Source organism: Bacillus sp. TE9106W (assembly GCF_054062215.1).
The window spans coordinates 17,876-41,954 of sequence record NZ_JBSSFA010000025.1 but is presented as its reverse complement, the minus strand read 5'-3'; the positions used below and the strand labels follow the sequence as shown (position 1 = coordinate 41,954).

The window sequence follows — 24,079 nt, the reverse complement described above, 5'->3', positions numbered from 1 at the left end:
CTCCTTTCAATGAAAATTCGTTTACCATTATAACGTTAAAAGAACCTTAAAACAAAATTAAAATATTTTGAAATAGAAAAAATTATAAATTTTAATAGAATTAAGTTATACTAAATTTAATATAAGGATATTATGATTGTTATAAGTTGAGAGAGGGTACAAGATATGCGATATGAGCTTTTTTCTGTAAGTGGGAATCATATTACAACTTTTGAAAGTGCGTGGCGTTTTCAAGAGGGAGAACAGATTTTTGTTCATGATGATCAAACAAAACGAAATTTTATTATTATCCGGCTAACGCATGATGTATTTCAACAAAATAAACATGTTATTCGTTTGTATTGTCAAGAAAAGAAAGTATACGCATAAAAAAGCGAGTCATCCTAGTGTAATAGAATGACTCGCTTTTGATTTGTAAGTTTCACTTTATAAGAAAATAAGAGTAAGTACACCTACGATAATGCAATAGAAAGAGAAATATTTTAAATTTCCTTTTGCCATGATGTTCATAAACCATTTTAACGAAATATACGTCATGATAAATGTTGCGATGAACGCAACGATATATGGTACGAATAATGTGTCTAGATTTGGATCTTTTGCAATGTCTGTAATACTTAGTAATAAACCACCTAAGCTAACAGGGATATATAGTAAGAATGAGAAACGAAGAGCCGTTTCCTGCTTCATACCAAGTAACATCGCGGCTACGATTGTTGCACCAGATCGGCTAATTCCAGGGATTAGTGCGCAAGCTTGTGCTAATCCGACGATGATTGCATCTTTCATAGAAAGATCGCCATCATTTTTACGTCCACGTAAGTTTCTAATAATCCAAAGGCCGACGGCAGTAATAAGAAGCGAAATCCCAACCATCTTCACACCTTTTAAGTACTGATCGATGTAATCTTTAAATAAGACACCAATAACACCTGCTGGAATGGTCGCAATAACAAGATAAATAATAAAGAAGAAATCTGATTTTGCATCTTCTGCTCTTGTAAATATATAAGATAGACCATTCTTCGTTAGACGAATTAAATCATTTCTATAAATAAGTAATACAGCTAATAATGAAGCTGAATTAACAAGTAGTTCGAAGCTAAATCCTTCTATTTTTAGTCCTAGCAAATGCTGTGCTAAAACGAGGTGCCCGCTTGAAGAAATCGGAATTGGTTCTGTAAGTCCTTGGAACAGACCAAGAATTAAATATTTTAAAATGTAGTAAAACTGTTCCATAATAACCTCCTTGTTTATTATTCGAAAGAAACAACTTGTCCATTATAACAAAGATATGGATCAATATTGAGAAGAAATAAATATTCGAAATATAATAAAAATCCCTTATAACAGTATAAGGGATTTTTATTATTAATGAGAAACTACTGTTTCTTCAAGACTTTTTGTTAATTGAACATCGACTTTCTCAGCATCATGAATGTGATTCATAATAGTAGTATTTAACTTTTGGAACATTTGTTGTGTATTAGCGAATTCTCGTAATATATCATCATTACAAGACTTTTGGTTTTCAATAGCTTTAATAACATTAGTAGCACCGTTTTGTAACGTTTGAATCATAATTAAAATATTTTCAATTCTAGCATTTGTATCAGCACTCATTTCTACACCTTCATCGACTAAATGCAAATTATCTTTTGTATTATCGTATGCTTTTTCAATTTCTTCTTGAATTTTTTTCGTTAAGTTGCCGATGTTTTTTGTACTTTCAGCGGTACTTTCCGCTAGTTTTCTTACTTCATTGGCAACGACAGCGAATCCTTTACCGTGCTCTCCAGCACGAGCAGCTTCAATACTCGCATTTAAAGCAAGTAAATTCGTTTGTGCTGCAATGTTTTGAATGACTTCTACAATTTGCTCGATTTCTTTTGAGCGTTCACTTAAATGATTCATACTGTTAGACGTACGCTGAGATTGTTCACCTAATTTGTTAATTACAATAAGTAAACGGTGAACAGATTCTTTTCCTTCATTAGAGCAGTCGATAATCTCTTCAATAGATTGAATTAAGTTTTGTTCTTTTTGTAACATTTCATTATTTAATTCATTGGAATGTGTCGTACGCGTTGAAACATTTTCGAAACATGAGTTTAATTGTTGAACTAAATTTTGAAGTGTATGGTGTTGATTATTTACAAGTTGATGCTCTTGCACAACGCTTTGTACACGATCGTGGATAGAAGAAATGGTCTCTTGTTGTTTGATATCTTTTTGTTTTAATTCTGCTTCAAGTTCCTGGATACGATTTTCTAATTGATCAATTTTATGTTGGAGTGATTTCTTTTGAGTAAACATATATTTATTTCAACCGCCTTTAGAAGTTATATTTTCTCTATATTTGGATTTTAGCATCTTTTATAATTTTTAAATATAGGAATTGTTAAATATTTAAGAATCTATTACATTTTATGCATAATTCCCTTTTTTTCGTCATGAAAAATAAACTGTATTTAATGGTATTGTAAACAAACTGTAAAATAAATCATGTATAACTGTATAAGAAGGGAGTCGGATTATGAACTATTTTAAGCGAATCAGTAGTCTAGTATTAGCAGGCATTATCGGTCTTTCTAGTACAGTCGCTGTTAAAGCAGAGTCAAACGACGAGAAACTTAACAACATGCAACAGCAATTGCAGCAAAACGATGCAGAAATGCAAAAGAAAGAGCAAGAGAAGCAAGCTGTTAGTAAAGAAATTCAAGGTATCGAAAACGAACTACATAATTTAAATAATACAATTGCAAAAAATAAAGAGGATCAAGCTGCTATTCAACGTAAAATCGATGAAACACATAAGCAGATTGAGCAAAAAAAGAACGAAATTGTCGTTTTAGAGGATAAAGTCCTTGCTCGTAAGGATATTATGAGAAAACGTATGGTTTCTGTTCAAAACAGTTCAAATACAAGTTTAGTAGTAGAAGTTGTAGTAGAGTCAAAGAACTTTGCAGATTTCTTACAACGTATGAACGCAGTTTCTACTATTTTAGAAGCTGATAAAGAAATTTTACGTCTACAAGAACAAGATCTTCGTCAAATTGAAGAAGATAAGAAAACAATTGATGAAAAAGAAGCATCTTTAGTAGTGGACAAACAAAAATTAGCAAAAGCACAAGCTGAGTTGCAAGATAACTTGAAAAAACGTCAAGCTAACTTACAAACAGTTCAAGCCAAATATAATCAGGTTGCAAGCCAACTTAATTTAGCAACAGAAGAAAAAGCTAAAATTGAATCAAATATGAAGGCAGTACAAGAAACAATTGCTCGTGAACAAGAAGCAGCGAGAATTGCAGCAGAAGAGCGTGCAAAAGCAGAAGCAGCTGCAAAGGCTGAGCAAGAAGCTTTAGCTAAGGCACAGGCGGAAGTTGCTGAAAAGAAAAAGCAAGAACAAGCTAGTAAACCAGCTGAACCTGTTGCTAATAATAATTCGAAGGTAGAACCTGTACAACCTTCTAAGCCAACTGCTGGTGGAAGAGAAATCTATGTACATGCAACAGCTTATACAGCAGACCCAGCTGAAAATGGTTATGGACCAGGTCAACAAGTATACTCTGCATGGGGAGGCTATAATTTAACTGCAAACCCAGGAATGAAATTAATTGCGGTAGATCCATCTGTTATTCCATTAGGTTCTCGTGTATATGTTGAAGGATACGGAGAAGCAATTGCAGCAGATACTGGTGGCGCGATTAAAGGTCACAAAATCGATGTTTTAATGCCAGATAAAGCTTCGTCTAGTAAGTGGGGCAGAAAAAATGTTAAGCTTACAATTTTAAGCTAACACAAAATCCAACTTTACATATTGTAAAGTTGGATTTTTTTTGAAAATAATGTTAAGTTGAGTTTACATTTTGTTAAGGATAGCATACAATAAAATTGAGAGGTGGTAAATTTGACCATTTTAAATAGGGTGAAGGAATTAAGAGCTCGGTTTAATTTTTCACAAAGTGTATTAGCAGAAAAAGTTGGAGTGACGAGACAAACAATCGCGGCAATTGAAAAGGGGGATTATGTTCCTTCATTATTATTAGCGCTTATGATTTGCGATGTATTTCAGTTAAAGATGGAAGATGTGTTTGTTTTAAATAAGGAGGGGGAAGAGGATGAATAGGATTGGTTTTTCTTATATTATAAACGTGCTTTATACCGCTTTAGCATGCTGGACATTTGTTGAATTTTATGGTGTTATTACAGAGTTGGCAGATATAATTAAAAACGAGAGATTCCCATTTGAAGTATGGTTTAATGGAGTGCCATTCATTTTATTATTTATTGGAGCTATTATAGTTACAATTTTTTATAGAATTCAAAAGAAAAAGTACAAGAATTTATCTTTTTGGATGTATCCATTATTATTTCCACTAGAAGATGAACGTGAAAAAGCAATTACGGATAAAGCTTGTCGAACAACATTTGTATCGTTATGGTTTGTGTTACCTTGCGCAGTTGGATTTTTAACTTTTTCGCCTATTATTAATGAATATCTTCCTGGATACCCATTGTATATTCTATTTTCTATTTTCTTTATTCAAATGACAGTATTCCACGTATCATTATACAGAAATAAATTAGCTTAAAAAGAAACCTTCTTGCATCAGCAAGAAGGTTTCTTTTCAGCTTATACTTGTACATACAGCAATATTATCTTATCATTTTATATAGAGTAAGATTTTGTAAGGGAAAGGAATTGTATATGAATAAGCAAAGAATTTATAGTATAGTAGCAATCCTCCTATTTGTTGTAGGTGGTGTGTTAATCGGAAAGCCATTTTATGATGGATATCAAGCTGAAAAGAAACAGACTGAAAATGTACAGGCTGTTCAAAAAATGGATTATGAAAAACATGAGACGGAATTTGTAGATGCTTCGAAAATTGATCAACCAGACTTGGCAGAAGTAGCGAATGCATCATTAGATAAGAAGCAAGTAATTGGTCGTATTTCGATCCCGAGTGTTTCATTAGAACTTCCTGTTTTAAAATCTTCTACTGAGAAAAACCTATTATCTGGTGCAGCAACAGTAAAAGAAAATCAAGTAATGGGAAAAGGGAACTATGCATTAGCAGGACATAACATGTCTAAAAAAGGTGTTTTATTTAGTGATATAGCGTCTCTAAAAAAAGGTGACAAAATTTATTTGTATGATAATGAAAACGAATATGAGTATGCGGTTACTGGTGTGTCTGAAGTGACTCCTGATAAGTGGGAAGTTGTTGAGGATCATGGGAAAGATGAGATAACGCTAATTACATGTGTATCAGTGAAAGATAATTCTAAACGTTACGTTGTTGCTGGTGATTTAGTAGGAACAAAGGCGAAGAAATAAAAAAGATGAGGGATTTCCCTCATCTTTTTTTTAATCCATCCATTTCACTAATTTCTTAGAAATTAATAATAAAACACAACCTAATACAATTGCTACAGCGCCAATAACTGTAAATACTTCAGCATATCCAAGTGAAGTTGTGAAGCTTGCAAGTTGTCCACCTAAAATGTTGGCGATACCTGAACTCGCTAACCATACGCCCATTAGTAAAGATGCTAGTTTTACTGGGGCAAGTGCACTAACCATTGATAGTCCAACAGGTGATAAGAATAGCTCACCTAACGTATGGAAAAGATACGTAAAGACGATAAATAGTAAGTTTGCTTTTTCTGTAATGTTATGTTCATCACTACCTGTTTTTAATGTAGCAATAACGAGAATGATATAACCGATACCGAGCAAGATCATACCAAGTCCCATTTTTGTTGGGATTTTTAAATCCCCGCGCTTGCGAGTTGCAAGTTTTGCCCATAATGCTGAAATGGCTGGAGCAAGTAAAATAATAAATAATGGATTGACCGACTGGAACCAAGATGTTGGAACTTCCCATCCGAACACAGAGCGGTCTACAAATTTGTTTGTATATAATGTTAATGAGCTACCAGCTTGTTCAAAGCCAGCCCAGAAGAAGACAACGAAGCATGTTAAAATGACGATAACTGCGGTACGTTGTTTTTCTTTTTTTGTTAACGGTGTATCTCCTACTGATGGTTGTCCATCTGTTGTTTGTAAATCGCGAGTTGGTTTTTTACCGATATCACCAAGGAAGCGATTTGATAGTGTTGTAAATAAAATTTGTCCAATGATCATTCCGATTGAAGCTGCCAAGAAACCGTAACGGAATCCGTAATGTACAACGCCATCAACTGTTGTTTTGAATAAATTTTCTGACAAAAATCCACAAACGAGTGGAGCTAAAAATGAACCGACGTTAATCCCCATATAAAAAATGGTAAATGCACTATCACGTTTTGGATCGTTCTCTTCGTATAATTCCCCAACCAGTGTAGAGATGTTCGGTTTGAAGAATCCATTACCAATAATAATAAGCGCTAATCCGAGGTATAGGCCTAATTGGTTTTGCAAGGCAAATAGTGTAAGGTTACCGATTGCCATTGTTATACCACCAATTGTAATCGCTTTTCGTCTACCTAGGAACCGGTCTGTTAAGTATCCACCAATCATTGGTGTGAAATAACAGGCTCCAGTATAAAATCCGTAAATAGAGAGTGCCCATGCGGGACTAAACCCAAGACCACCGCTTACTAAAGCTGTCGTTAAATATAATGTTAATAATCCTCGTAATCCATAGTAACTAAATCTTTCCCACATTTCTGTAAAGAAGAGTAAGTATAAACCTGGAGGATGTTTCTTTTTTCTTTGTTGTTCTCTTTCTAGTTGTATCGCTGATTCCATGTTATTTTCCTCCTGACACAAACAAAAACAAAGTTAATAATTTTGTATATTTAATATTTTACTTTATTAACTATTATAAGTCAATAAAGTGAAAATGTAATAATTGGGAAGGATCCGTCATGAAAGGATTAAAAACTTTTACGAATTGAGCTTTTATAGCAAATTTAACTACCTACTAATAGGTGGGAGAAGGTTAGTTTTTTAGCAGAAATTGGAGAAGAGAATTAGCTATAGAATGGGTGTTTCTTTTATGTTAGACTATGGACTATGTTTTCTTTGTGAGGAATCGTTTTATTGCACTTTTTTATATGTGAAATTGATTTCATAAAAGATGAAATTAAAGAAGGAGAAAGAAATGAAATTGTTACAGAAAAAAGAAATTTTACTTATTAGTCTTATGTTATTCTCGATGTTCTTTGGAGCGGGGAATCTTATATTCCCACCTTTTCTTGGTTATGAAGCAGGAGAACATGTGTGGATTTCATTAGTAGGGTTTATTATATCAGCAACAGGTCTTCCTATATTGGGAGTTATTGCGATTGCGAAAGCAGGTAGTTTTCAAGCGCTAGCGGGTAGGGTTCATTCCTCATTTGCAATTATTTTTCCGTGTATCGTGTACTTGTTTATTGGGCCAGGACTTGGTATACCACGTGCAGGAAGTTTAGCTTTTGAAATGGGGCCAGGTCAGTTCTTCCCAGAAGCGGGAAGCATAGTTTTATTATGTTATACGGTTATTTTCTTTAGTATCGTGTACTGGTTAAGCTTATCACCGTCTAAATTAATGGGGTTGTTCGGAAAGGTTTTAACACCATTATTATTAGGTATGATTGCCCTTATCTTTATAAAAAGCATGTTTACATCAGTAGGTAGTGTGAAAGAGGCTGCTGGAAACTATGGACAAGCGCCTATGTTCCAAGGGTTTTTAGATGGCTATTTAACGATGGACGCATTAGCAGCTTTAATTTTTGGGATTGTGATTGCAAATGCTCTTCGTGCAAAAGGTATTGAAGATGATAAAGGTTTAGCGAAATATATGAGTATTGCTGGAATTGGTGCAGGACTATTATTATCTATTATTTATGTCATACTTGGATATGTTGGTTCAATGAGTGGTTCATTGGGGACATTTGATAATGGCGCGCAAGTGTTAGCACAAGTGATGACTACACTATTTGGACAAGGCGGAGTCGTTTTATTAGGACTTATTTTTACGATCGCATGTTTATGTGTTTCAATCGGACTTGTTACATCGTGTAGTCAATTTTTCGCAAGTGCATTTCCGAAAGTAGCATACAAAGTGTGGGCATTTATGTTAAGTTTTGTTAGTATGATTTTAGCTAATTTAGGATTAACACAAATTTTAAAAGTATCAGTACCGATTCTTGGATTTATTTATCCAGTTGCACTAACGCTTATTATTTTAGGCTTATTCCATAAGTATATTGGAAAGTATGCATACGTATATGCAGTGACAGTTGGGATTGTAGCCGTATTTAGTGCAATCGATATTTTCAATAAAAATGTGATGATGAATCAGTGGACATCAGTATTGAAATACATTCCGTTTTATATAGAAGGTGTAGGATGGATTGTTCCAGCTATTATAGGTGTTTTTATTGGTGTTATCGTGAGTAGTGTTTTAAGTAAGAAGAAATAAGTAAAGGGTGTTTTCCTATTTCGGAAAACACCTTTCTTTTTTGGAAAAATAGTATTGAAAATGAATAGACTAAGAGTATGATAAAGGTAATTGGTAATATATAGGTTTTGAATGAATGATGAGGGGGGAGCGTATGAAGGAGGATTTGAACAAGAAAATAGAAGCACTCGAAACGACAATTGAAACGATGCAAGAAGCACTTTTTGAATTGAAAGCAAAACAAAGGGAAATAGAAGTAGAAAATGCTCAGCAACATGTTAGTAAGGAAAAGAAAGAATATATTGAAACGGTGATGGAGGAAAAACAAAAAGAAGAAGTAGCTACAATAAAAGAGCCTGTGCAAGAACGTGAGGTAAAACAAGTGGATATATCTGCTTTTAAACGAGAACCATTTAATATTATTAAGTTTTGCCAAACGTGGTTACCACGCATATTTGTAGGCATTATGTTACTTGGAGTAATCTGGTTATTTAAAGCAGGAGTAGACGCTGGATTATTAACACCAGCAATACGAATTGTGTTTGGTATTGTCCTATCAATTGGTTTTTATTATATAGGGGATATTCAAATTAAACGAGAGCGGCAAGCGTTAGGATTAGTATTAGCAGGAGGAAGTATTACAGGTATAGTTTTAACGACATTTGCAGCGCATTATTTATATGGATTTATTCCAGCGAGTGTCGCGTTTCTATGTAATATTGCATGGGTCATTTTAGGTATTTATATAGCGAAGAGGTATCAATCAGAATATCTTACTATCTTCGTAGCGGTAGGAGCTTTCTTTGTACCATTTTTATTAAATAGTACAACTCCTAATCCGTACATTTTCTTTGGATATGAGACGATACTAACACTTAGCTTATTATGGTATGCGTTGAAAAATCGTTATCAGTATTTATATATGATTTCTTATGCTGTTGCTGCTATTGTTCTTTTTGTCTTCTTTGCTGTTATGTCAATGTTAGTAGAGGATTTACAAGTACAGTTAACAGTAGTTTATGGCTTAATTCACTTACTATTATTTTGGCATATGTTTACGGAGAGAAGTTTTATAGTAGAACCACGCTTGGCAATATTTAGTGCGAATGCAGTTTTCTTTATATTAGCTATTTCAAAAATACCTGAATTTACAACATGGGGATTAATGATAAGTGCACTCGTACACGCTACTATGTTCGTGTTTGAATATAGGAAGAATCGACATTCTACGTTTACAAATCTTTTATTTGGTTTCGCAATGGGGGCATTTAGTTTAGCGATTTTATATGAGTATAGTTTAGTGAATGCAGCGATTGTACTATTATTACAAGGTTTCCTCGGCATGGTGACTTCTATTAAAGGAAAACAACAGATAAAATTATATATTAGTGCGACGATTTATGCGATTGGAATGATACAGACTATTTTTAGCCCATTTGATTATTTCCTTTCAGCTGGGTTCGTTGCTCATATTATTTTAATAGGTACATTTTATTACTGCATGAAGCAAGCGAAAGATGTGTTAATGAGCTTTGGAAAATATGTATATTCTATAGCGCTCTATTGGTTTATGGTTATCATATTTATTGCAATTACTAGAGTTGGTGAAGTTCTTTCTACAGATGGAAGCATAATTAGCGTATTTGTATCGTTATTATGGATGGTATATGCTTTATTTGCAGTTTGGCTTGGACGGAATAAACATATGAATGAAATATTGTATGCTGGATTAATCGTTTTAGTTGTAACGATAGGGAAGCTATTCCTTTTGGACTTACCAGAAGTATCGATGATGATTAGGGCAGTTTTATTCTTAATAGTAGGTAGTATAGGTATCGTTATTTCAAGAATGTTTTTCTCAAAAGAAGAGAAGTAGAAAGAAGGCAATCCATATCCGGATTGCCTTTTTCATTATTTCTTATTAATCGTTACAGTCTCACTATATTTCGCTGTCGTATTTTGGCGTAGACGAAGCGTTGCTTGTCCAGTCGTATTTGGATTAATTTGCACATTTACAATCTTCTCAGCAGAACCTAAGCTGTTTGTTGTGAAAGAAAATGCATTACTATATCCGAAAGTAGATGGCCAAGTACCATTTGTATTTTGAACTTTTGCTACTTGTGTACCGCCAGTCGTGAAGATACCTAAAGAATAATTATCGTATGTCGTGTTAGGTAATAAGTTATTTACTTGAATTTTCATTTGGAACACTTCATTGTTTGGTAGAATGCTAGGGTGTGTAACTACGTAGTCATTTGCTGTTACTGCACCGTTATAGCCATATGAACCAGGTTTAAAAGTATTGGTATTAAACCATTGATAACCTGCATTTGGTGCACTCCAAGGTTCAGGTTGTGGTTCAGTTGATAAGCTTGGTTGCTCAAATGTTTGTAAAGTGGTAGGTAAATCAAGTTGTAAACCATTTACTTGATCTAAACTTGTAAATGTTTCTTTATTCGATAGCCAATTTACGATATTTTCTAGTAAAATAGCATCGTTTTCTTCTTTATATCCATCGTAAGTTTTCTTTGTTTGACCAGAATCTTCACGAACGTATTTTGGCGTAGCATCTTCAACAGGAGAAGAGTCTCCAATAAAGGCAGCTTTTCCAAGTCCGACTTTTGCGATAGCAGCATAAGGACCCTCTGCAACACCACCGCCGTTATATACACCGCTATCAACAGCGTTATTCCATTTTGACGGGTTTTCTGGAAGATAAACAAGTCCTTTTGCTAGTTTTGGATTTGTAATGGCTAAAGTAGAACCAGCATGCATCGCTACAGATGAAACCCCTTCTGTAATTCCGAATGATTGTTCAGGTGATACAATATTTTTAGCGGAAACATCACCGATTGCATTATAGCGGAAGCGAATACCGAAGTTATCAGATAGCCAATCAGAGCTTTTTACTCCTTGCATAGCTTGTGAATTTGCTTCGTCGTTAGACATTCCTTTCGCTGGATTATCCCAAGCGCCGCGTCTATATCCGTTAAATACTTCAGAAGAATCCCAACGATTTTTATTACGATCTGCATTATAGTGATCGGCAATGAAGAAGATACTACCGCCATTTTTCACGTATTGTAACATAGCATCTTGTTCTGATTTTTTGTAAGGAATATTTGCTTCTGGAACGATAAATACATTGTAATCTTTTAAATCCTCGTATGTAATAGGTGTTGATTTACGTAGTTCTTTTACATGATATCCGTTTTTTGCAATGCCGTTTCCGAAATCAGAAAAGCCGCCGTCGATAACCCAGTCAGCTGTACCGGCAGTTTGACCGTGTGTATTATCGAATAATACTTTCTTCCCATTGTTTTGGTTTACAACTTTTGCAGCAATTTCAGGAGCTGGGTCTACAGAGCTTTCGGCATAAGTAGACGGTATGAATGAAGCTCCTATACTTAGTGTAATTGCTGTTGCTAAAGAAAATGTAATCCATTTTTTATTCTTCATAGAAGAATCCCCCTAATAATAAATATATGTGCTTTAATAATGTAATTTATTTTTCTGTAAAAATAAAGACGGAAAACATAAAAAATATTAAAAAATTGTAAAAATAACGTGAATTTTGTTGAGAAATATTTATATAGACATAAAAACATCCCTTCCAATTAATAAGGAAGGGATGTTTTGTTTAACTAATTTTTGAATTAGGCGTTTCATCAATTTTATGAAACCCTTTCATGTAGTACACGATAGCTAAGCCGATAAGCCAAATAGGGCCGACGATTAATGCAATTCGTGTATCTTCTGAATACGCCATTATACCTAATACTAGTACAAGGAAGGCGAGTGAGAAATATGAACTTAATGGGTATAAAGGCATTTTATACGATAACTTTTGTCTGTTTTGCGTAGGCAAACTTTTACGGAACTTGATTTGAGCGACTAATATAATGCCCCAAGTCCAAATTGCTCCGAAAGTTGAAATGCTAGTGAGCCATGTAAATACCTTTGCTGGTACGAGATAGTTTAATATAACGCCAATGAGTAAAACGATCGCAGTTGCTACAATTCCTTGACTTGGAATGCCATTTTTATTTAAACGACCGAATCTTTCAGGTGCTTTCTTCTGCTGAGCTAATGTATATAGCATACGGCCTGTACTAAATAAACCACCATTACAAGATGAAAGAGCTGCTGTTAATACGACAAAGTTAATAATCCCTGCTGCTTTTGCAATACCGATTTGTTGAAATGTTAATACGAATGGACTTCCTTTCTCACCCAGTTCGTTCCATGGATAAATTGCCATCATAACGAATAGAGCTCCAACGTAGAACAGTAATATTCTCCAAAATACGTTATCGATTGCTTTTGCGAGTGTTTTCTTCGGGTTTTGAGCTTCACCAGCTGTAACTCCGATTAATTCAACGCCTAAATAAGCGAATAATACCATTTGCATGGAGAGTAGTAACCCAGAAAATCCATTTGGAAACCAGCCACCATGTGACCAAAGGTTTGAAATACCAGTGGCTATTCCGCCATTTCCGAATCCGAATAAAATAATACCAGCTCCAACTACTATCATACAGATAATTGTGATAATTTTAATGAGAGCAAACCAAAATTCAAGTTCTCCAAATACTTTTACGGATAAGAAGTTGAAAGCGCTCATTAATAATAAAGCGAGTAGCGCCCAAGTCCAACGCGGAATATCTGGGAACCAGTACTGCATGTAAATGCCAGCTGCTGTAATTTCAGCCATGCAAGTAACAACCCATAAGAACCAGTAGTTCCAACCTGTAATATAACCAGCTAGCGGTCCGAGATAATCATATGCATATTTACTAAAAGAGCCGGCAACAGGTTGTTCAATTGCCATTTCTCCGAGCGCTCGCATAATGAAAAAAATAACGAGTCCAGCAATCATATATCCTAGTAAAATAGAGGGCCCAGCTAGTTTAATAGCAGAAGCAGATCCTAAAAATAGTCCAACGCCAATAGCTGAACCGAGTGACATTAACGTAATATGTCGTTCTTTTAAACCGCGGTTTAAAGTTCCAGATTTGTTTGAGTGTTGCATAAGAAGAATCCCCCTTGTAGAGTGAACGATGTTTGAATGCGTTTACCAAATATTTAACTATTTCAAATTATAAAACATTTCCATCTGTTATGCTACAAAAATAATCATAATGAACTGTACTACATCTAGACTTGTCAGACTTAAACTTAAAATTCGAACTATTAGAGAATATATTGACTCTTCTTTTTATTGATTGTTAAGATTAAGTATTATATTTTCTCGCATACTAGTAAGAAGAGAATGTGTGATAATAATTCAGGTGTAGGAAGGGTACATAAGCATGTTTCAATTACAAAAATATAACACTTCTGTGAAGCAAGAGTTTTTAGCTGGCATCACAACTTTTTTTACATTTGCGTATATTCTTGTCATCAATCCGAAAATATTATCTGATGCAGGTGTACCATTTGACCAAGCGTTTACAGCAACAATTATTGCAACTGTTGTTGGAACAATAGGTATGGCGATTTTTGCTAATTATCCAATTGTTATTGCTCCAGCTATGGGGATGAACGCATACTTTGCGTATTCTGTTGTACAGAAAGCAGAAGGGATTACATATGTAATTGCCTTTTCAGCGGTATTTGTGACAGGGATTATTTTTCTTTTATTATCTTTTACTTCGTTTAGGCAAAAGTTAATTTTAGCAATTCCTGATAGTTTAAAGCATGCAATTGCAGGTGGTATTGGACTATTTATTGCTTTTATTGGATTACGCCTTTCTGGAATTATCGTTGATCATCCATCAAATTTAGTTACGATTGGTGATTTTCATTCTCCAGCCGTTATTTTAACTCTAATTGGTTTAATATTAGCGGCGGTATTAATGGCATTGCGTGTGAGCGGTGCATTATTTATTAGTATGATTGTGACAGGAGTTATCGCCTTCTTTACAGGGCAACTGAAGTTCACGGATAAAATTGTTGCGATGCCTCATTTACCAGAGGGTATTATCGTTTCAAACCCAATCAATGCCTTTTCAGATGTAATTGAGTACGGCTTATATGGTGTTGTGTTTTCATTTTTACTTGTACTGTTATTTGATACGACAGGTGCATTACTTGGATTAATTAAACAAGCGGGTTTAATTACGGATAATACTGAGAAACGTTTTGGTAAGGCATTTATTGCAGATGCAATTGGCGGGACTACAGGCTCTATCTTTGGAACAAGCCCAACAGCAGCGACGATTGAATCTTCAGCTGGTATTGCTGCAGGTGGTAAAACAGGATTAACAGGTATTGTAGTAGTCGGCCTAACGATTATAACAGCATTCTTCAGCCCTGTTATTGCTTCTTTATCAAGTGTAGCTGCTATTACAGCTCCTTCATTAATTATTGTAGGTAGTTTAATGGCACAAAGTATTCGTGATATTAATTGGAATGAATTTGAAGATGCATTACCAGCATTTTTAATTTTCGTTGGTATTCCGTTAACGTCTAGTATTGCGAATGGAATTGCAATTGGATTTTTAGTGTATCCAGTCTTGAAAATTGTGAAAGGGAAAGGGATGGAAGTACATCCATTACTATACTTATTTACAATTTTATTTGGATGTCATTTATTCTTATAATATAGGAGAGGGGGCTTCTTATGAGGGGCTCCTTTTTTGTGTATAATAAAGTGAAACTTAAATTAGCAACGTAAAATATAAATTGCTTATTGGAATATATATTATAATAAGGGTGGAGGAGAAAGAAACAGTAAACAAAAACATAGACAAAAGTAGGCATATATAGTGAAAAGTAATTATGAAACAATATAAACCGAAAGAATTTTCAGAAATGCTTAATGTCTCTGTTAAGACATTGCAAAGGTGGGACAATCAAGGTGTTTTACCTGCTTACCGAAATCCAAAAGGAAGAAGATATTATACAGAAGAACAGTATAAGAAATATATGGGTATTCAAGAAGAACTTGTTCAGGATTTAATATCTATCATTCATGTATTTAGCTGTAGAATATATGGGTTGAGAAAATACAAAAAGAAAATGTCGGAGGATGAAGACTTATGAAAAGAGCATATTTAATAGAAATCAAACCGACAACTGAACAAATTAGTAAAATCCGTCAAACTATTGGGGTGTGTCGATATGTATATAACCTGTATATCTCTAAAAATAAAGAGGTATATGAGTCGGAGGGGAAATTTCTTAGTGGTTATGACTTTTCCAAATGGTTAAACAACATTCATACAAAAGAGTGTGACCAGTGGATTAAAGAAGTGTCGAGCAAAGCGGTAAAACAAGCGATTATGAATGGAGATAAAGCTTTTAAGCGGTTTTTTAAAGGTTTATCTAAGTTTCCACGATATAAAAAAAAGAAGAAGCAAGATGTGAAGTGCTACTTTCCGAAAAACAACAAAACAGATTGGACAGTAGAAAGACATAGAGTAAAAGTCCCTACAATTGGTTGGATAAGGTTAAAAGAGTATGGATATATTTCAAAAAATACAACTGTAAAAAGTGGTACAGTATATCAAAGAGCAGGAAGATACTATGTGTCTATACTCTGTGAAGTGAAAGAGGTAAAACCAAATGCAACTCTCAATACAGTAGGTCTAGGAATTGATTTGGGAATTAAAGACTTCGCTGTACGTAGCGATGGAAAAACTCACAAAAATATAAATAAAACAGTACAAGTAAAAAAGATAGAAAAACGGTTAAAACGTGAACAACGCTCTTTATCACGCAAATTTGAAAATATAAGAAAGAGAGGTGAACAACCTGTTACTAATAAAAGAGCGAATATAAACAAAAATATTCTTAGGGTGCAACAACTACATGCTAGGCTAGCAAATATTCGATTAGCGTATGTAAAGTCTATTGTAAATGATGTGGTGAAAACCAAGCCAACGTTTATTGTAGTAGAAGATTTGAATGTGAAAGGTATGATGAAGAACAAACATCTATCTAAAGCTGTAGCGCAACAATGTTTTTATGCTTTTAAAACATGGTTATTAACGAAATGTAGGGAATATGGAATTGAACTACGGCAAGTGGACAGATTCTATCCATCTTCTAAAATGTGTTCATGTTGCGGTCAAAAAAAGTCGGATTTAAAGCTGTCTGACCGAGTATATACATGTGAATGTGGCAATGTAATAGATAGAGATTTAAATGCGTCAATCAACCTTTTACAAGCAAAAAAATATACAATACTAACGTAAATAGATTGTATATATGTACGGTGGGCTACATCGGAATTTACGCCTGTGAAGTGTCACAGCAAACTGTAGTAGCAAGTGATTAGCGAGGCAGGGCACGTAGAAGCAGGAATACTCTAAGAATATACATTTGTCTATATTTTTAGTAGCAGGAACATGAATGGCTGTAAGTAAAATAAAAGTCGCGCGTGTTCAGTTAGATTTAACACAGCAACAATTAGCAGAAAAAGTAGGCGTTACAAGGCAAACGATTAGTTTAATTGAGAAGGGGAAATACAACCCGTCATTAGATTTATGTTTAAAAATTTGTTATGCGGTAGATAAAACATTGAATGATTTATTTTGGGAGGAAGAGGAGTGAGGAGATGAGGATTGTGAAAGATGAACGTTTAATGATTGAGAGGCTAAAACATATTAGACTCGTTTTCATCTTACAAAATATCGTCATACTAGGTATTGTTTTTTATCGCTACGTTTTGCAAGATGCAGGGTATGAAAGTGTTTCAGATTTATTAATGGTATTTATGGGCGGGATTGTAGTCATAAACTTCTTAAATTTAAAACATTCGGTGGAAGTGTATGAGCATACGGGCGGAATATCGCGTAGTTATTTTAGGAAGCTATTATTCATTCCGGTAAGTATTGTTATTGGTATTTTAGCTATTTGTATCGTTGTAACACCAGATATCTCGATAAAGGAAATTAGTATGACAGGACTTATTATGTTTGCTTGTTTTTAATTCCTAGTTTGTTTATATACATATATATGAAAAAGATAAAAAGTGAAGATTGAAATATAAGCAAAGCTTTCCCGTATTGCGGAAAGCTTTTCTTATACTCTTTTATATAGTACTTTATGAAGGCCAATCGGTTCAATTTCAAAGATTTCACCATATTCCTGGAAGCCTAAGTGCTTGTAATAGTTAGCTACAGTAATTCGGCCATTACACCATAATATAGTTGCTTGGCGTTCTTGCAAGATTTGTTCCGCCTTCTGAATTAAGGAGCTTCCAGCACGGTTGTTTCGAAATGCAGGTAATGTGGCCATTCCTCGTAGACGATAATGAATACCTACTGGTAAGTCAGGGTATATTTCTTTTGAGAAGGAAGCAATACTAATGAGTTTATCGTTTATAAATGCGCCTAAGTGAAAGGTATCTGTTTCATAATCGGAAGGATATTTACAATCTGCTAATGTTTGATTGGGGCGTAAAATTTTTTGACGTAATACGTAAGTTTCAGATCCTTCAATATTTTTCACGGTAATCATATTAACATCCTTTCTTATAAGGCTTTGTCTGTTAATTGTATAAAGAAATAGGCAGGTGCGGCGAGAAGTCCGAGTATGCTAGCAGTTCCGAGAAGGAGTGAAAGTAGGAGGCAAGAATATTTTATTCCATTCGATTTTTTCCATCCGTAACTGCAAATTTCAATGCTAACACCGATGAGAATAATGGCAATGAGTATTTCCGCTAATAATAAAAGAGCTAAAGTTACAATAGACATAATGTGATCCACCCTCATAATATGTGATAGTAACATTTTACCATATGGAATGGAAAAAAAATGCCCCTTAATTATGTAAGGGGCATTTTTCTATTCCAATATGCTTTTTAGTGTATCGATATGTTCCTTTGAGCCTGTTACAAGTAATGTATCACCGTGTTGTAGTCTTGTATCACCATGCGGGATTAATGCTTTATTCCCACGATAAATTTGAATGACTAGTACATCACCTAAAAACGGAAGGCGACGAAGTGCAACGCCGTTATATTTATTGCTTCGTAGTTCAACTTCACGGACTGTTTCGTTTGCTGTTGTAATTAAGCGAACGAGACTCGGTTTATCAATTAATGCACGTAATAGAATACGTGTAGAGTTAATGGTTGAGAATACGGCGATATGTTCTTGCGTTGCTTTTTCTTGTAGAAGCGGATCTTCTACACTTGCAATAACATGTTCAACACCTAGTTCTTTTGCATGTTCTGCTAATAGTAAGTTTTGTTCATCATCGCTTGTTGCAACAACAACGCGGTCTGCATGAAATGCTGTTTGTTCAGTTAATGATGCAATTGTGATGTCATCTAATTTCACAATAGGGAAGTCGTGTGATTTCGCTTCCTCATCATTTATTTTATTTTGACGCATCATATATAGTGTTACGTCATAATCTTCTCGTTTTAAATCAAGTGATAACGGAAGGGTAATTCTGCTCGCACCAATAATTGAAACTTTTGGTTTTGGTGTTTCCACTTTTGGGAACATCTTTTTAAATAATATAGGTGCGAAAATACAAGTAATAACTGCGCTTAAAATAAGGGAGGCAGATAAACTTGGACTAATGATTCCTAGTTTTTCACCAATTTGTGCAGCTGCAATAACTAAAGAAAGTGTCGATGTTAATAAGATGGCACTTCCTAGTACGATATTACGTGGATACCATTTTCGTAAGACGAGTGATGGTATCAGTTTTGAAATAAAGAGTCCTACAATTAAAATTGGAATCATGAGCATGCTAGAAGGTTCTTTGAAAATAGACCAAACTTCTAAATTTACACCAACCATTACGAAGAAAATAGGAATGAAGAAACCGTATCCGATAGAATCCAGTTTTTCAACCATATCTTCATTTGGTGATAATAATGATACGAGTACACCTGCTAAGAAGGCACCTAAAATATTTTCGGCTCCAACGGATTCAGATAACCCAACTAATATTAAGATGAGTGCAAAAACAGCTCTTGTATCAATTTGTACACTACCAGCTTTTAAGCTATCTAAGTATGGAATGTTTTTAAAACGTTTTGCAACGAAGTAAATAACAATACCAGCGCCGAATAGAAGAAGCAGGAGCCACATGCTTTGACCGCTTTCGGAATTTAATCCGACGAATACAGCAAGTAAAATCATTGTAACTAAATCCGCAATAACAGCGACCAATAAAATGATTTGTCCAATTGCTGTTTTTCCTAGGTTATTCTCTTTTAATGTTGGTACGACAACACCTAAAGAGATTGTTGAAATGATTAAAGTCATAAACATTGCATTATCTACAAATCCTAACCATACGAATAGTAATGATAAGGCATAAGATAAGATGAAAATAAATAAGAAGATAATACTTGCTGCTTGGAATGTGTTTGGTTCGTTTGTCGTATTCTTTTTCCCTTTTTGTTTAAAGATAGAAAAATCAATTTCTAAACCGCTTAAAAACATAAGAAAGATAAATCCTAGTGTCGATAAGACTTGAAGCCACATATCTGGCTCAATAATATTAAACCCACTTTTACCTACAAAGATTCCTGCGATGATTTCTGCAACGACGACAGGAAGTGCTTTTAATTTAAAGCGTTGTAACAAAAGGGGAACGAAAAACGCGATTGCAACGACAACCATAAGTGATAGAACAGAAGTATGATGTTCCATTGCGTTCTCTCCCTTCAAATAAATATAGTAACTATTTAGCCATATAATAGGTAGAAAAGCAACGCATATGGATTCGATTTCATAAAGAAAGAGTTTTCTTAACATTTGTCATAATAAGTATATTTTTCATGATTCTGTTGTTAATTCCGTAATGTGGATGTAATAGGGAGGGGATAAAATGAGGTCTTACTGCCCGTTAATGTGAGATAAAAAAAGACTGCTGAGAAACCTCAGCAGTCTTTTCATGTACATTACATTGAGAAGAAGATCCATACAGTTAAACCAACTGTTGCTGTTGCAACGAAGAAACTGTAGATCATAGTAAGAATTTGAATGCGTCCTTCTCCTTCTTTTAAATGCATGAACATGATTAATTGTAATAATGCTTGCGCAACCGCCATTGCGATAATAGACGTTAAAATCGTTGATAGTGGTAAGCTTGTGTAAAGTGCCACGTATAACGCTAGAAACGTTAGTGCAAGCGATAAAATAAATCCGAAAACGTGTGACCAAGGGAATCCGCTATGCGCATGCCCATTTGCTTGAGTATTGTTTTGACCCATTATTACGCCACCATCCCGTTCAAGTAAACTAGTGTGTAAATGAAGATCCAAACGAAATCAAGGAAGTGCCAGTATAAGCTGATGATAAATACTTTACGAGCTGTAACTGGTGTTAAACCTCGTTTTAAAATTTGGATAATAACACAAATTGCCCAAATGATACCGCCTGTTACGTGGGCACCATGCGTTCCAAGTAGAACGAAGAATCCTGATAAGAAAGCACTTGTTTGAAGTGTAGCACCTTTACCAGCGTAAATAATGAACTCTTCGATCTCGAAGAATAGGAAACCTGCACCTAAAAGTAATGTAAGGATGAACCATCCAAGCATTGCTTTTTGGTTGTGCTTACGCATTTCGTGAATTGCGATACCACATGTGAAACTACTTGTTAAAAGTAGTAGCGTTTGAATTAAAAGTGTTTTAACTTCAAAAAGTTGCGCTGGTGTTGGACCATCTGCCGTACGACCAGCAAGTACTAGATAAGAGGCGAAAAGTGTTGCGAACAGCATAATTTCAGCCCCAAGAAAAATCCAGAATCCTAGGATGTTCAATCTGCTTTGTTCGGATTGATATTCCAAAGGTAAGCTTTTATCTAAAGCCGCCATTTCATTTCACCTCTCATGCTACATGTTCTGTTTTTTTTATTTCATCAACACTGATATAGTAACCTTCATCATAATCGAATGAACGATAGATTAAGCAAGCTAAAATACCAACGCCGCCGATTGCTGCAATCCAGAACCAGCTAAATACTAATGCGAAACCTGCAAGACCGAAGAATCCAGACATAATAATAGGCACACCAGAGTTACTTGGCATGTGAATTGGTTTTAATTCTTCTGCTGCTGGTGTAACTGTTTCTCCGCGTTTTTTCATGAACCAGAAAGCATCAGCTTCTTTGATTTCAGGAAGTTTCGCGAAGTTGTAATGTTGTACAGGAGATTGAGTTGCCCATTCAAGTGTACGGCCATCCCATGGATCTCCAGTTGTGTCACGTTCACCGTGACGTGCACTCCAAATTACGTTGTAGCAAAGAAGTAGGAAGCCGATACCCATCATTACCGCACCAACAGATGCGATTTGGTTTAGCCATCCCCATCCAAGACTTTCAGAGTAAGTGTACATACGACGAGTCATGCCGTCTAAACCTAAGAAGTACATTGGGAAGAAACAGATGTTGAATCCGCTCATAAAGATCCAGAATGTCCATTTACCTAGGCGTTCATTTAACATATGACCAGTCATTTTTGGATACCAGAATGTGAATCCAGCAAGCATAGCGAATACTGTACCTGCGATTAATACGTAGTGGAAGTGAGCAATTAGGAAGTAGCTGTTATGGTACTGATAATCAGCTGCTGCCATACCAAGCATAACCCCTGTAACCCCACCGACTACGAAGTTTGGAATAAATGCCAATGACCAAAGCATTGGAACTGTAAAACGAATACGTCCTTTATACAGTGTGAACAACCAGTTAAAGATCTTAACCCCGGTTGGAATCGAAATCGCCATTGTCGAAATCGAGAAGAATGAGTTAACCGCTGGACCTGCACCCATCGTGAAGAAGTGGTGAAGCCATACGACGAAACTTAGTAAAGAAATTGCAACCATTGAGTATACCATCGCACTGTAACCGAATAGACGCTTACGTGAGAATGTACTAATGATTTCAGAGAAAATACCGAATGCCGGTAAAATAACGATATATACTTCAGGGTGACCCCATACCCAGAATAGGTTGGCCCATAACATTGGCATACCGCCGCTCGCCATCGTAAAGAAGTGAGCATCGAATAGACGGTCAAATGTCATTAATGCAAGAGCAACTGTTAATACTGGGAAAGCGAAAATAATGATAATTGTTGTAATTAAGATTGACCAAGTAAACATTGGCATTCTCATTAAAGTCATACCAGGTGTACGCATTTTTAAGATAGTAACAAGGAAGTTAATACCTGTCATTAACGTACCGAGACCTGAAATCTGTAATGCAATTGCGTAGTAGTTATTTCCTACACCAGAAGTAAACTCTGTACCTGCCATTGGGAAGTAAGAAGTCCACCCAGCGTCTGGAGAACCACCGATTACGAAAGCGATGTTGAATAACATTGCTCCGACAAAGAATAACCAGAAACTTAAAGCATTTAAGAACGGATATGCAACGTCACGAGCACCAATTTGTAATGGTACTACAAGGTTCATTAATCCCATAACGAATGGCATCGCCATGAAAAGAATCATAACTGTACCGTGTGTTGTGAAGATTCCGTTATAGTGTTCAGCGTTTAAATAAGTTGTTTCTGGGAATGTTAACTGTGCACGGATCATTAAACCGTCCATACCACCACGGAATAACATAATAACCGCAGAGATAATATACATGGCCCCAATCTTTTTATGGTCAACAGTTGTTAACCATTCGTCCCAAAGCCATTTCCATTTTTTATACTTTGTTAGTACGAAAATGATTGCTAATGTCACAAGAACGATAGAAGCGTCTGCACCGTAAATAATCGGGTCACCTGTGACAAAGAATTCATCAAGCTTCACTGTGTTCACTCCAATCTGTTGGAATTATAGCTATTATTTTTTGTTTTTGTAGTAGTTGTAATCACAATATTCAAGTGATTTTGGATCTACATAACTTAAGTGATGGCTAGAGAATGTCATACGACCAACTACACCAGGTTTAACAATTTCGTTGTACTTATCTTCTGTTAGTTTAGGAGCAGTTTGTTGTACTTCTTTAACCCACTTGTCATATTTCTCTTTAGTTTTTGCTTCAACTTCGAACTCCATGTGAGTAAATCCTTCACCAGAGAAGTTCGCGCTACGGCCTAGGTAAGAACCTGGCTTATCAGCTTGTAAATAAAGGTCCATAATCATGCCATCCATTGTGTACTTCATACCACCAAGTTCTGGTACCCAGAAAGCATTCATTGGGCCGACAGAAGTCAGTTTGAATTGAATTGGTACACCAGCTGGGATGTTTAAATAGTTAACGGTTTCAATTTTTTCCTCTGGGTAACTGAATAACCATTTCCAGTTTGCAGATGTAACATAAATCTCCACTGGTTTAATATGTTTGGACTCTTTCGGAACCTCTTCCGAAGCATAAGTTGCTTTTACTGTTGGAATCGATAATGCGATAACGATAATAACAGGAACAAGCGTCCAAATGATTTCTAATAATGTGTTACCGTGTTGATCAGGTGGCTCATAGTCCATATTCTCTGGTTTTTCACGATAACGAATCAAGATGACTGTAAACAAGATGAATACAATTGCGATAATTAATGACATAAGCAAGAATGACCAAACAATTAAATCATACTGTGCTTTTGCAACAGGTCCTTGCGGATTTAATACTGCGAGTTTTTTATCACAGCCACCGAGGAACAGAAGTAATGATAACGGAAGAAGCGAAGCCAACTTCCAAAACGCTTTCTTTAGTTGCACGATTGAAAATCTCCTTTCTCCTTGGATTGAAACT

At 35.2% G+C, this 24,079-nt stretch carries 23 protein-coding genes and 1 pseudogene; 12 read left to right on the top strand and 12 right to left on the bottom strand.

What is annotated here, in order from left to right; genetic code table 11:
* The first annotated feature begins 165 nt into the window (after window positions 1-165).
* Window positions 166-369 (top strand): hypothetical protein, encoded by a 204-nt coding sequence (locus tag ACVWY7_RS26660; RefSeq protein ID WP_001268339.1) that lies wholly within the window; start codon window positions 166-168, stop codon window positions 367-369.
* A 57-nt stretch (window positions 370-426) separates the two neighbouring features.
* On the opposite strand, the gene ACVWY7_RS26655 is transcribed toward ACVWY7_RS26660, so the two are convergent.
* Window positions 427-1,239: an undecaprenyl-diphosphate phosphatase gene (locus ACVWY7_RS26655; RefSeq protein ID WP_000434782.1), complete on the bottom strand. Its 813-nt coding sequence runs from the start codon at window positions 1,237-1,239 to the stop codon at window positions 427-429.
* Window positions 1,240-1,371: 132 nt separating this feature from the next.
* A complete protein-coding gene (locus tag ACVWY7_RS26650; RefSeq protein WP_374956572.1) occupies window positions 1,372-2,052 on the bottom strand; it encodes a methyl-accepting chemotaxis protein in 681 nt (226 codons plus the stop codon).
* 484 nt (window positions 2,053-2,536) lie between these two features.
* Here ACVWY7_RS26650 and ACVWY7_RS26645 point away from each other — a divergent pair, with 484 nt between their 5' ends.
* The 4 genes from ACVWY7_RS26645 to ACVWY7_RS26630 all read left to right on the top strand — a co-directional run bounded on the left by ACVWY7_RS26645 (window position 2,537) and on the right by ACVWY7_RS26630 (window position 5,344).
* Window positions 2,537-3,799: a 3D domain-containing protein gene (locus tag ACVWY7_RS26645; protein ID WP_001105820.1), complete on the top strand. Its 1,263-nt coding sequence runs from the start codon at window positions 2,537-2,539 to the stop codon at window positions 3,797-3,799.
* 111 nt (window positions 3,800-3,910) lie between these two features.
* Complete coding sequence (locus ACVWY7_RS26640; RefSeq protein WP_000154007.1) at window positions 3,911-4,129, top strand: helix-turn-helix transcriptional regulator; 219 nt, start codon at window positions 3,911-3,913, stop codon at window positions 4,127-4,129.
* Window positions 4,122-4,595 (top strand): hypothetical protein, encoded by a 474-nt coding sequence (locus ACVWY7_RS26635; protein WP_001079693.1) that lies wholly within the window; start codon window positions 4,122-4,124, stop codon window positions 4,593-4,595. The genes ACVWY7_RS26640 and ACVWY7_RS26635 overlap by 8 nt, the downstream gene beginning before the upstream one ends.
* A 116-nt stretch (window positions 4,596-4,711) precedes the next feature.
* Entirely contained in the window at window positions 4,712-5,344 is a 633-nt protein-coding gene (locus tag ACVWY7_RS26630; RefSeq protein WP_001041717.1) for a class A sortase, read from the top strand.
* A 30-nt stretch (window positions 5,345-5,374) separates the two neighbouring features.
* Here ACVWY7_RS26630 and ACVWY7_RS26625 read toward each other — a convergent pair whose 3' ends face one another.
* On the bottom strand, window positions 5,375-6,760 hold the full coding sequence (locus ACVWY7_RS26625) for a peptide MFS transporter (RefSeq protein WP_062922921.1): 1,386 nt from the start codon (window positions 6,758-6,760) through the stop codon (window positions 5,375-5,377).
* A gap of 355 nt (window positions 6,761-7,115) precedes the next feature.
* Between ACVWY7_RS26625 and brnQ1 the strand changes: the two genes are divergently transcribed.
* Both brnQ1 and ACVWY7_RS26615 read left to right on the top strand, forming a co-directional pair.
* Entirely contained in the window at window positions 7,116-8,417 is a 1,302-nt protein-coding gene (gene brnQ1 / locus ACVWY7_RS26620) for a branched-chain amino acid transport system II carrier protein BrnQ1 (protein ID WP_000771662.1), read from the top strand.
* A gap of 133 nt (window positions 8,418-8,550) precedes the next feature.
* The gene (locus tag ACVWY7_RS26615; RefSeq protein WP_212114879.1) at window positions 8,551-10,272 is read left to right on the top strand and encodes a DUF2339 domain-containing protein; all 1,722 of its coding nucleotides are present in this window, start codon (window positions 8,551-8,553) and stop codon (window positions 10,270-10,272) included.
* A 35-nt stretch (window positions 10,273-10,307) separates the two neighbouring features.
* On the opposite strand, the gene ACVWY7_RS26610 is transcribed toward ACVWY7_RS26615, so the two are convergent.
* Window positions 10,308-11,855 carry a DNA-binding protein gene (locus ACVWY7_RS26610; protein WP_456524070.1) on the bottom strand — a complete coding sequence of 516 codons (1,548 nt, stop codon included), beginning with the start codon at window positions 11,853-11,855 and terminating at the stop codon, window positions 10,308-10,310.
* 181 nt (window positions 11,856-12,036) lie between these two features.
* Window positions 12,037-13,428, bottom strand: a complete 1,392-nt coding sequence (locus tag ACVWY7_RS26605) for an amino acid permease (RefSeq protein ID WP_001164819.1) — start codon at window positions 13,426-13,428, stop codon at window positions 12,037-12,039.
* 280 nt (window positions 13,429-13,708) lie between these two features.
* On the opposite strand from ACVWY7_RS26605, the gene ACVWY7_RS26600 reads away from it, so the two are divergent.
* The 5 genes and pseudogenes from ACVWY7_RS26600 to ACVWY7_RS26580 all read left to right on the top strand — a co-directional run bounded on the left by ACVWY7_RS26600 (window position 13,709) and on the right by ACVWY7_RS26580 (window position 17,387).
* The gene (locus tag ACVWY7_RS26600; protein ID WP_000487177.1) at window positions 13,709-15,001 is read left to right on the top strand and encodes an NCS2 family permease; all 1,293 of its coding nucleotides are present in this window, start codon (window positions 13,709-13,711) and stop codon (window positions 14,999-15,001) included.
* A gap of 178 nt (window positions 15,002-15,179) precedes the next feature.
* Complete coding sequence (locus tag ACVWY7_RS26595) at window positions 15,180-15,443, top strand: MerR family transcriptional regulator (protein ID WP_000816201.1); 264 nt, start codon at window positions 15,180-15,182, stop codon at window positions 15,441-15,443.
* On the top strand, window positions 15,440-16,597 hold the full coding sequence (locus ACVWY7_RS26590) for an RNA-guided endonuclease InsQ/TnpB family protein (RefSeq protein ID WP_063535666.1): 1,158 nt from the start codon (window positions 15,440-15,442) through the stop codon (window positions 16,595-16,597). The genes ACVWY7_RS26595 and ACVWY7_RS26590 overlap by 4 nt, the downstream gene beginning before the upstream one ends.
* A gap of 157 nt (window positions 16,598-16,754) precedes the next feature.
* A complete protein-coding gene (locus ACVWY7_RS26585) occupies window positions 16,755-16,955 on the top strand; it encodes a helix-turn-helix transcriptional regulator (RefSeq protein WP_000301181.1) in 201 nt (66 codons plus the stop codon).
* 4 nt (window positions 16,956-16,959) lie between these two features.
* Window positions 16,960-17,387 (top strand): annotated as a pseudogene (locus tag ACVWY7_RS26580) (hypothetical protein).
* Window positions 17,388-17,426: 39 nt separating this feature from the next.
* Here the strand turns inward: ACVWY7_RS26580 and ACVWY7_RS26575 are convergent.
* The 7 genes from ACVWY7_RS26575 to ACVWY7_RS26545 all read right to left on the bottom strand — a co-directional run bounded on the left by ACVWY7_RS26575 (window position 17,427) and on the right by ACVWY7_RS26545 (window position 24,045).
* Window positions 17,427-17,864, bottom strand: coding sequence for a GNAT family N-acetyltransferase (locus tag ACVWY7_RS26575; protein ID WP_212114894.1), 438 nt, complete (start codon window positions 17,862-17,864; stop codon window positions 17,427-17,429).
* Between the two features lie 14 nt (window positions 17,865-17,878).
* Window positions 17,879-18,136 carry a DUF4022 family protein gene (locus ACVWY7_RS26570; protein ID WP_212114896.1) on the bottom strand — a complete coding sequence of 86 codons (258 nt, stop codon included), beginning with the start codon at window positions 18,134-18,136 and terminating at the stop codon, window positions 17,879-17,881.
* A 54-nt stretch (window positions 18,137-18,190) separates the two neighbouring features.
* On the bottom strand, window positions 18,191-20,020 hold the full coding sequence (locus ACVWY7_RS26565) for a monovalent cation:proton antiporter family protein (protein ID WP_000399983.1): 1,830 nt from the start codon (window positions 20,018-20,020) through the stop codon (window positions 18,191-18,193).
* A gap of 251 nt (window positions 20,021-20,271) precedes the next feature.
* On the bottom strand, window positions 20,272-20,583 hold the full coding sequence (gene qoxD, locus ACVWY7_RS26560; RefSeq protein ID WP_000531389.1) for a cytochrome aa3 quinol oxidase subunit IV: 312 nt from the start codon (window positions 20,581-20,583) through the stop codon (window positions 20,272-20,274).
* A gap of 2 nt (window positions 20,584-20,585) precedes the next feature.
* Entirely contained in the window at window positions 20,586-21,188 is a 603-nt protein-coding gene (qoxC, locus tag ACVWY7_RS26555; RefSeq protein WP_000729321.1) for a cytochrome aa3 quinol oxidase subunit III, read from the bottom strand.
* A gap of 13 nt (window positions 21,189-21,201) precedes the next feature.
* A complete protein-coding gene (gene qoxB / locus ACVWY7_RS26550; RefSeq protein WP_000762369.1) occupies window positions 21,202-23,136 on the bottom strand; it encodes a cytochrome aa3 quinol oxidase subunit I in 1,935 nt (644 codons plus the stop codon).
* A gap of 33 nt (window positions 23,137-23,169) precedes the next feature.
* Window positions 23,170-24,045, bottom strand: coding sequence for a cytochrome aa3 quinol oxidase subunit II (locus ACVWY7_RS26545; RefSeq protein ID WP_001176158.1), 876 nt, complete (start codon window positions 24,043-24,045; stop codon window positions 23,170-23,172).
* Window positions 24,046-24,079: the final 34 nt, after the last annotated feature.

What these genes read in the sequence shown, in the direction of transcription:
- ACVWY7_RS26635 (WP_001079693.1), top strand. Translation starts at nt 4,122, where the DNA reads ATGAATAGGATTGGTTTTTCTTATATTATAAACGTGCTTTATACCGCT.
- ACVWY7_RS26590 (WP_063535666.1), top strand. Translation starts at nt 15,440, where the DNA reads ATGAAAAGAGCATATTTAATAGAAATCAAACCGACAACTGAACAAATT.
- ACVWY7_RS26575 (WP_212114894.1), bottom strand. Translation starts at nt 17,864, where the DNA reads ATGATTACCGTGAAAAATATTGAAGGATCTGAAACTTACGTATTACGT.
- ACVWY7_RS26595 (WP_000816201.1), top strand. Translation starts at nt 15,180, where the DNA reads ATGAAACAATATAAACCGAAAGAATTTTCAGAAATGCTTAATGTCTCT.
- ACVWY7_RS26615 (WP_212114879.1), top strand. Translation starts at nt 8,551, where the DNA reads ATGAAGGAGGATTTGAACAAGAAAATAGAAGCACTCGAAACGACAATT.
- qoxC (WP_000729321.1), bottom strand. Translation starts at nt 21,188, where the DNA reads ATGGCGGCTTTAGATAAAAGCTTACCTTTGGAATATCAATCCGAACAA.
- ACVWY7_RS26605 (WP_001164819.1), bottom strand. Translation starts at nt 13,428, where the DNA reads ATGCAACACTCAAACAAATCTGGAACTTTAAACCGCGGTTTAAAAGAA.
- ACVWY7_RS26660 (WP_001268339.1), top strand. Translation starts at nt 166, where the DNA reads ATGCGATATGAGCTTTTTTCTGTAAGTGGGAATCATATTACAACTTTT.
- ACVWY7_RS26630 (WP_001041717.1), top strand. Translation starts at nt 4,712, where the DNA reads ATGAATAAGCAAAGAATTTATAGTATAGTAGCAATCCTCCTATTTGTT.
- brnQ1 (WP_000771662.1), top strand. Translation starts at nt 7,116, where the DNA reads ATGAAATTGTTACAGAAAAAAGAAATTTTACTTATTAGTCTTATGTTA.
- ACVWY7_RS26645 (WP_001105820.1), top strand. Translation starts at nt 2,537, where the DNA reads ATGAACTATTTTAAGCGAATCAGTAGTCTAGTATTAGCAGGCATTATC.
- ACVWY7_RS26565 (WP_000399983.1), bottom strand. Translation starts at nt 20,020, where the DNA reads ATGGAACATCATACTTCTGTTCTATCACTTATGGTTGTCGTTGCAATC.
- qoxD (WP_000531389.1), bottom strand. Translation starts at nt 20,583, where the DNA reads ATGGGTCAAAACAATACTCAAGCAAATGGGCATGCGCATAGCGGATTC.
- ACVWY7_RS26610 (WP_456524070.1), bottom strand. Translation starts at nt 11,855, where the DNA reads ATGAAGAATAAAAAATGGATTACATTTTCTTTAGCAACAGCAATTACA.
- ACVWY7_RS26585 (WP_000301181.1), top strand. Translation starts at nt 16,755, where the DNA reads ATGGCTGTAAGTAAAATAAAAGTCGCGCGTGTTCAGTTAGATTTAACA.
- ACVWY7_RS26570 (WP_212114896.1), bottom strand. Translation starts at nt 18,136, where the DNA reads ATGTTACTATCACATATTATGAGGGTGGATCACATTATGTCTATTGTA.
- ACVWY7_RS26655 (WP_000434782.1), bottom strand. Translation starts at nt 1,239, where the DNA reads ATGGAACAGTTTTACTACATTTTAAAATATTTAATTCTTGGTCTGTTC.
- ACVWY7_RS26600 (WP_000487177.1), top strand. Translation starts at nt 13,709, where the DNA reads ATGTTTCAATTACAAAAATATAACACTTCTGTGAAGCAAGAGTTTTTA.
- ACVWY7_RS26650 (WP_374956572.1), bottom strand. Translation starts at nt 2,052, where the DNA reads ATGTTACAAAAAGAACAAAACTTAATTCAATCTATTGAAGAGATTATC.
- ACVWY7_RS26625 (WP_062922921.1), bottom strand. Translation starts at nt 6,760, where the DNA reads ATGGAATCAGCGATACAACTAGAAAGAGAACAACAAAGAAAAAAGAAA.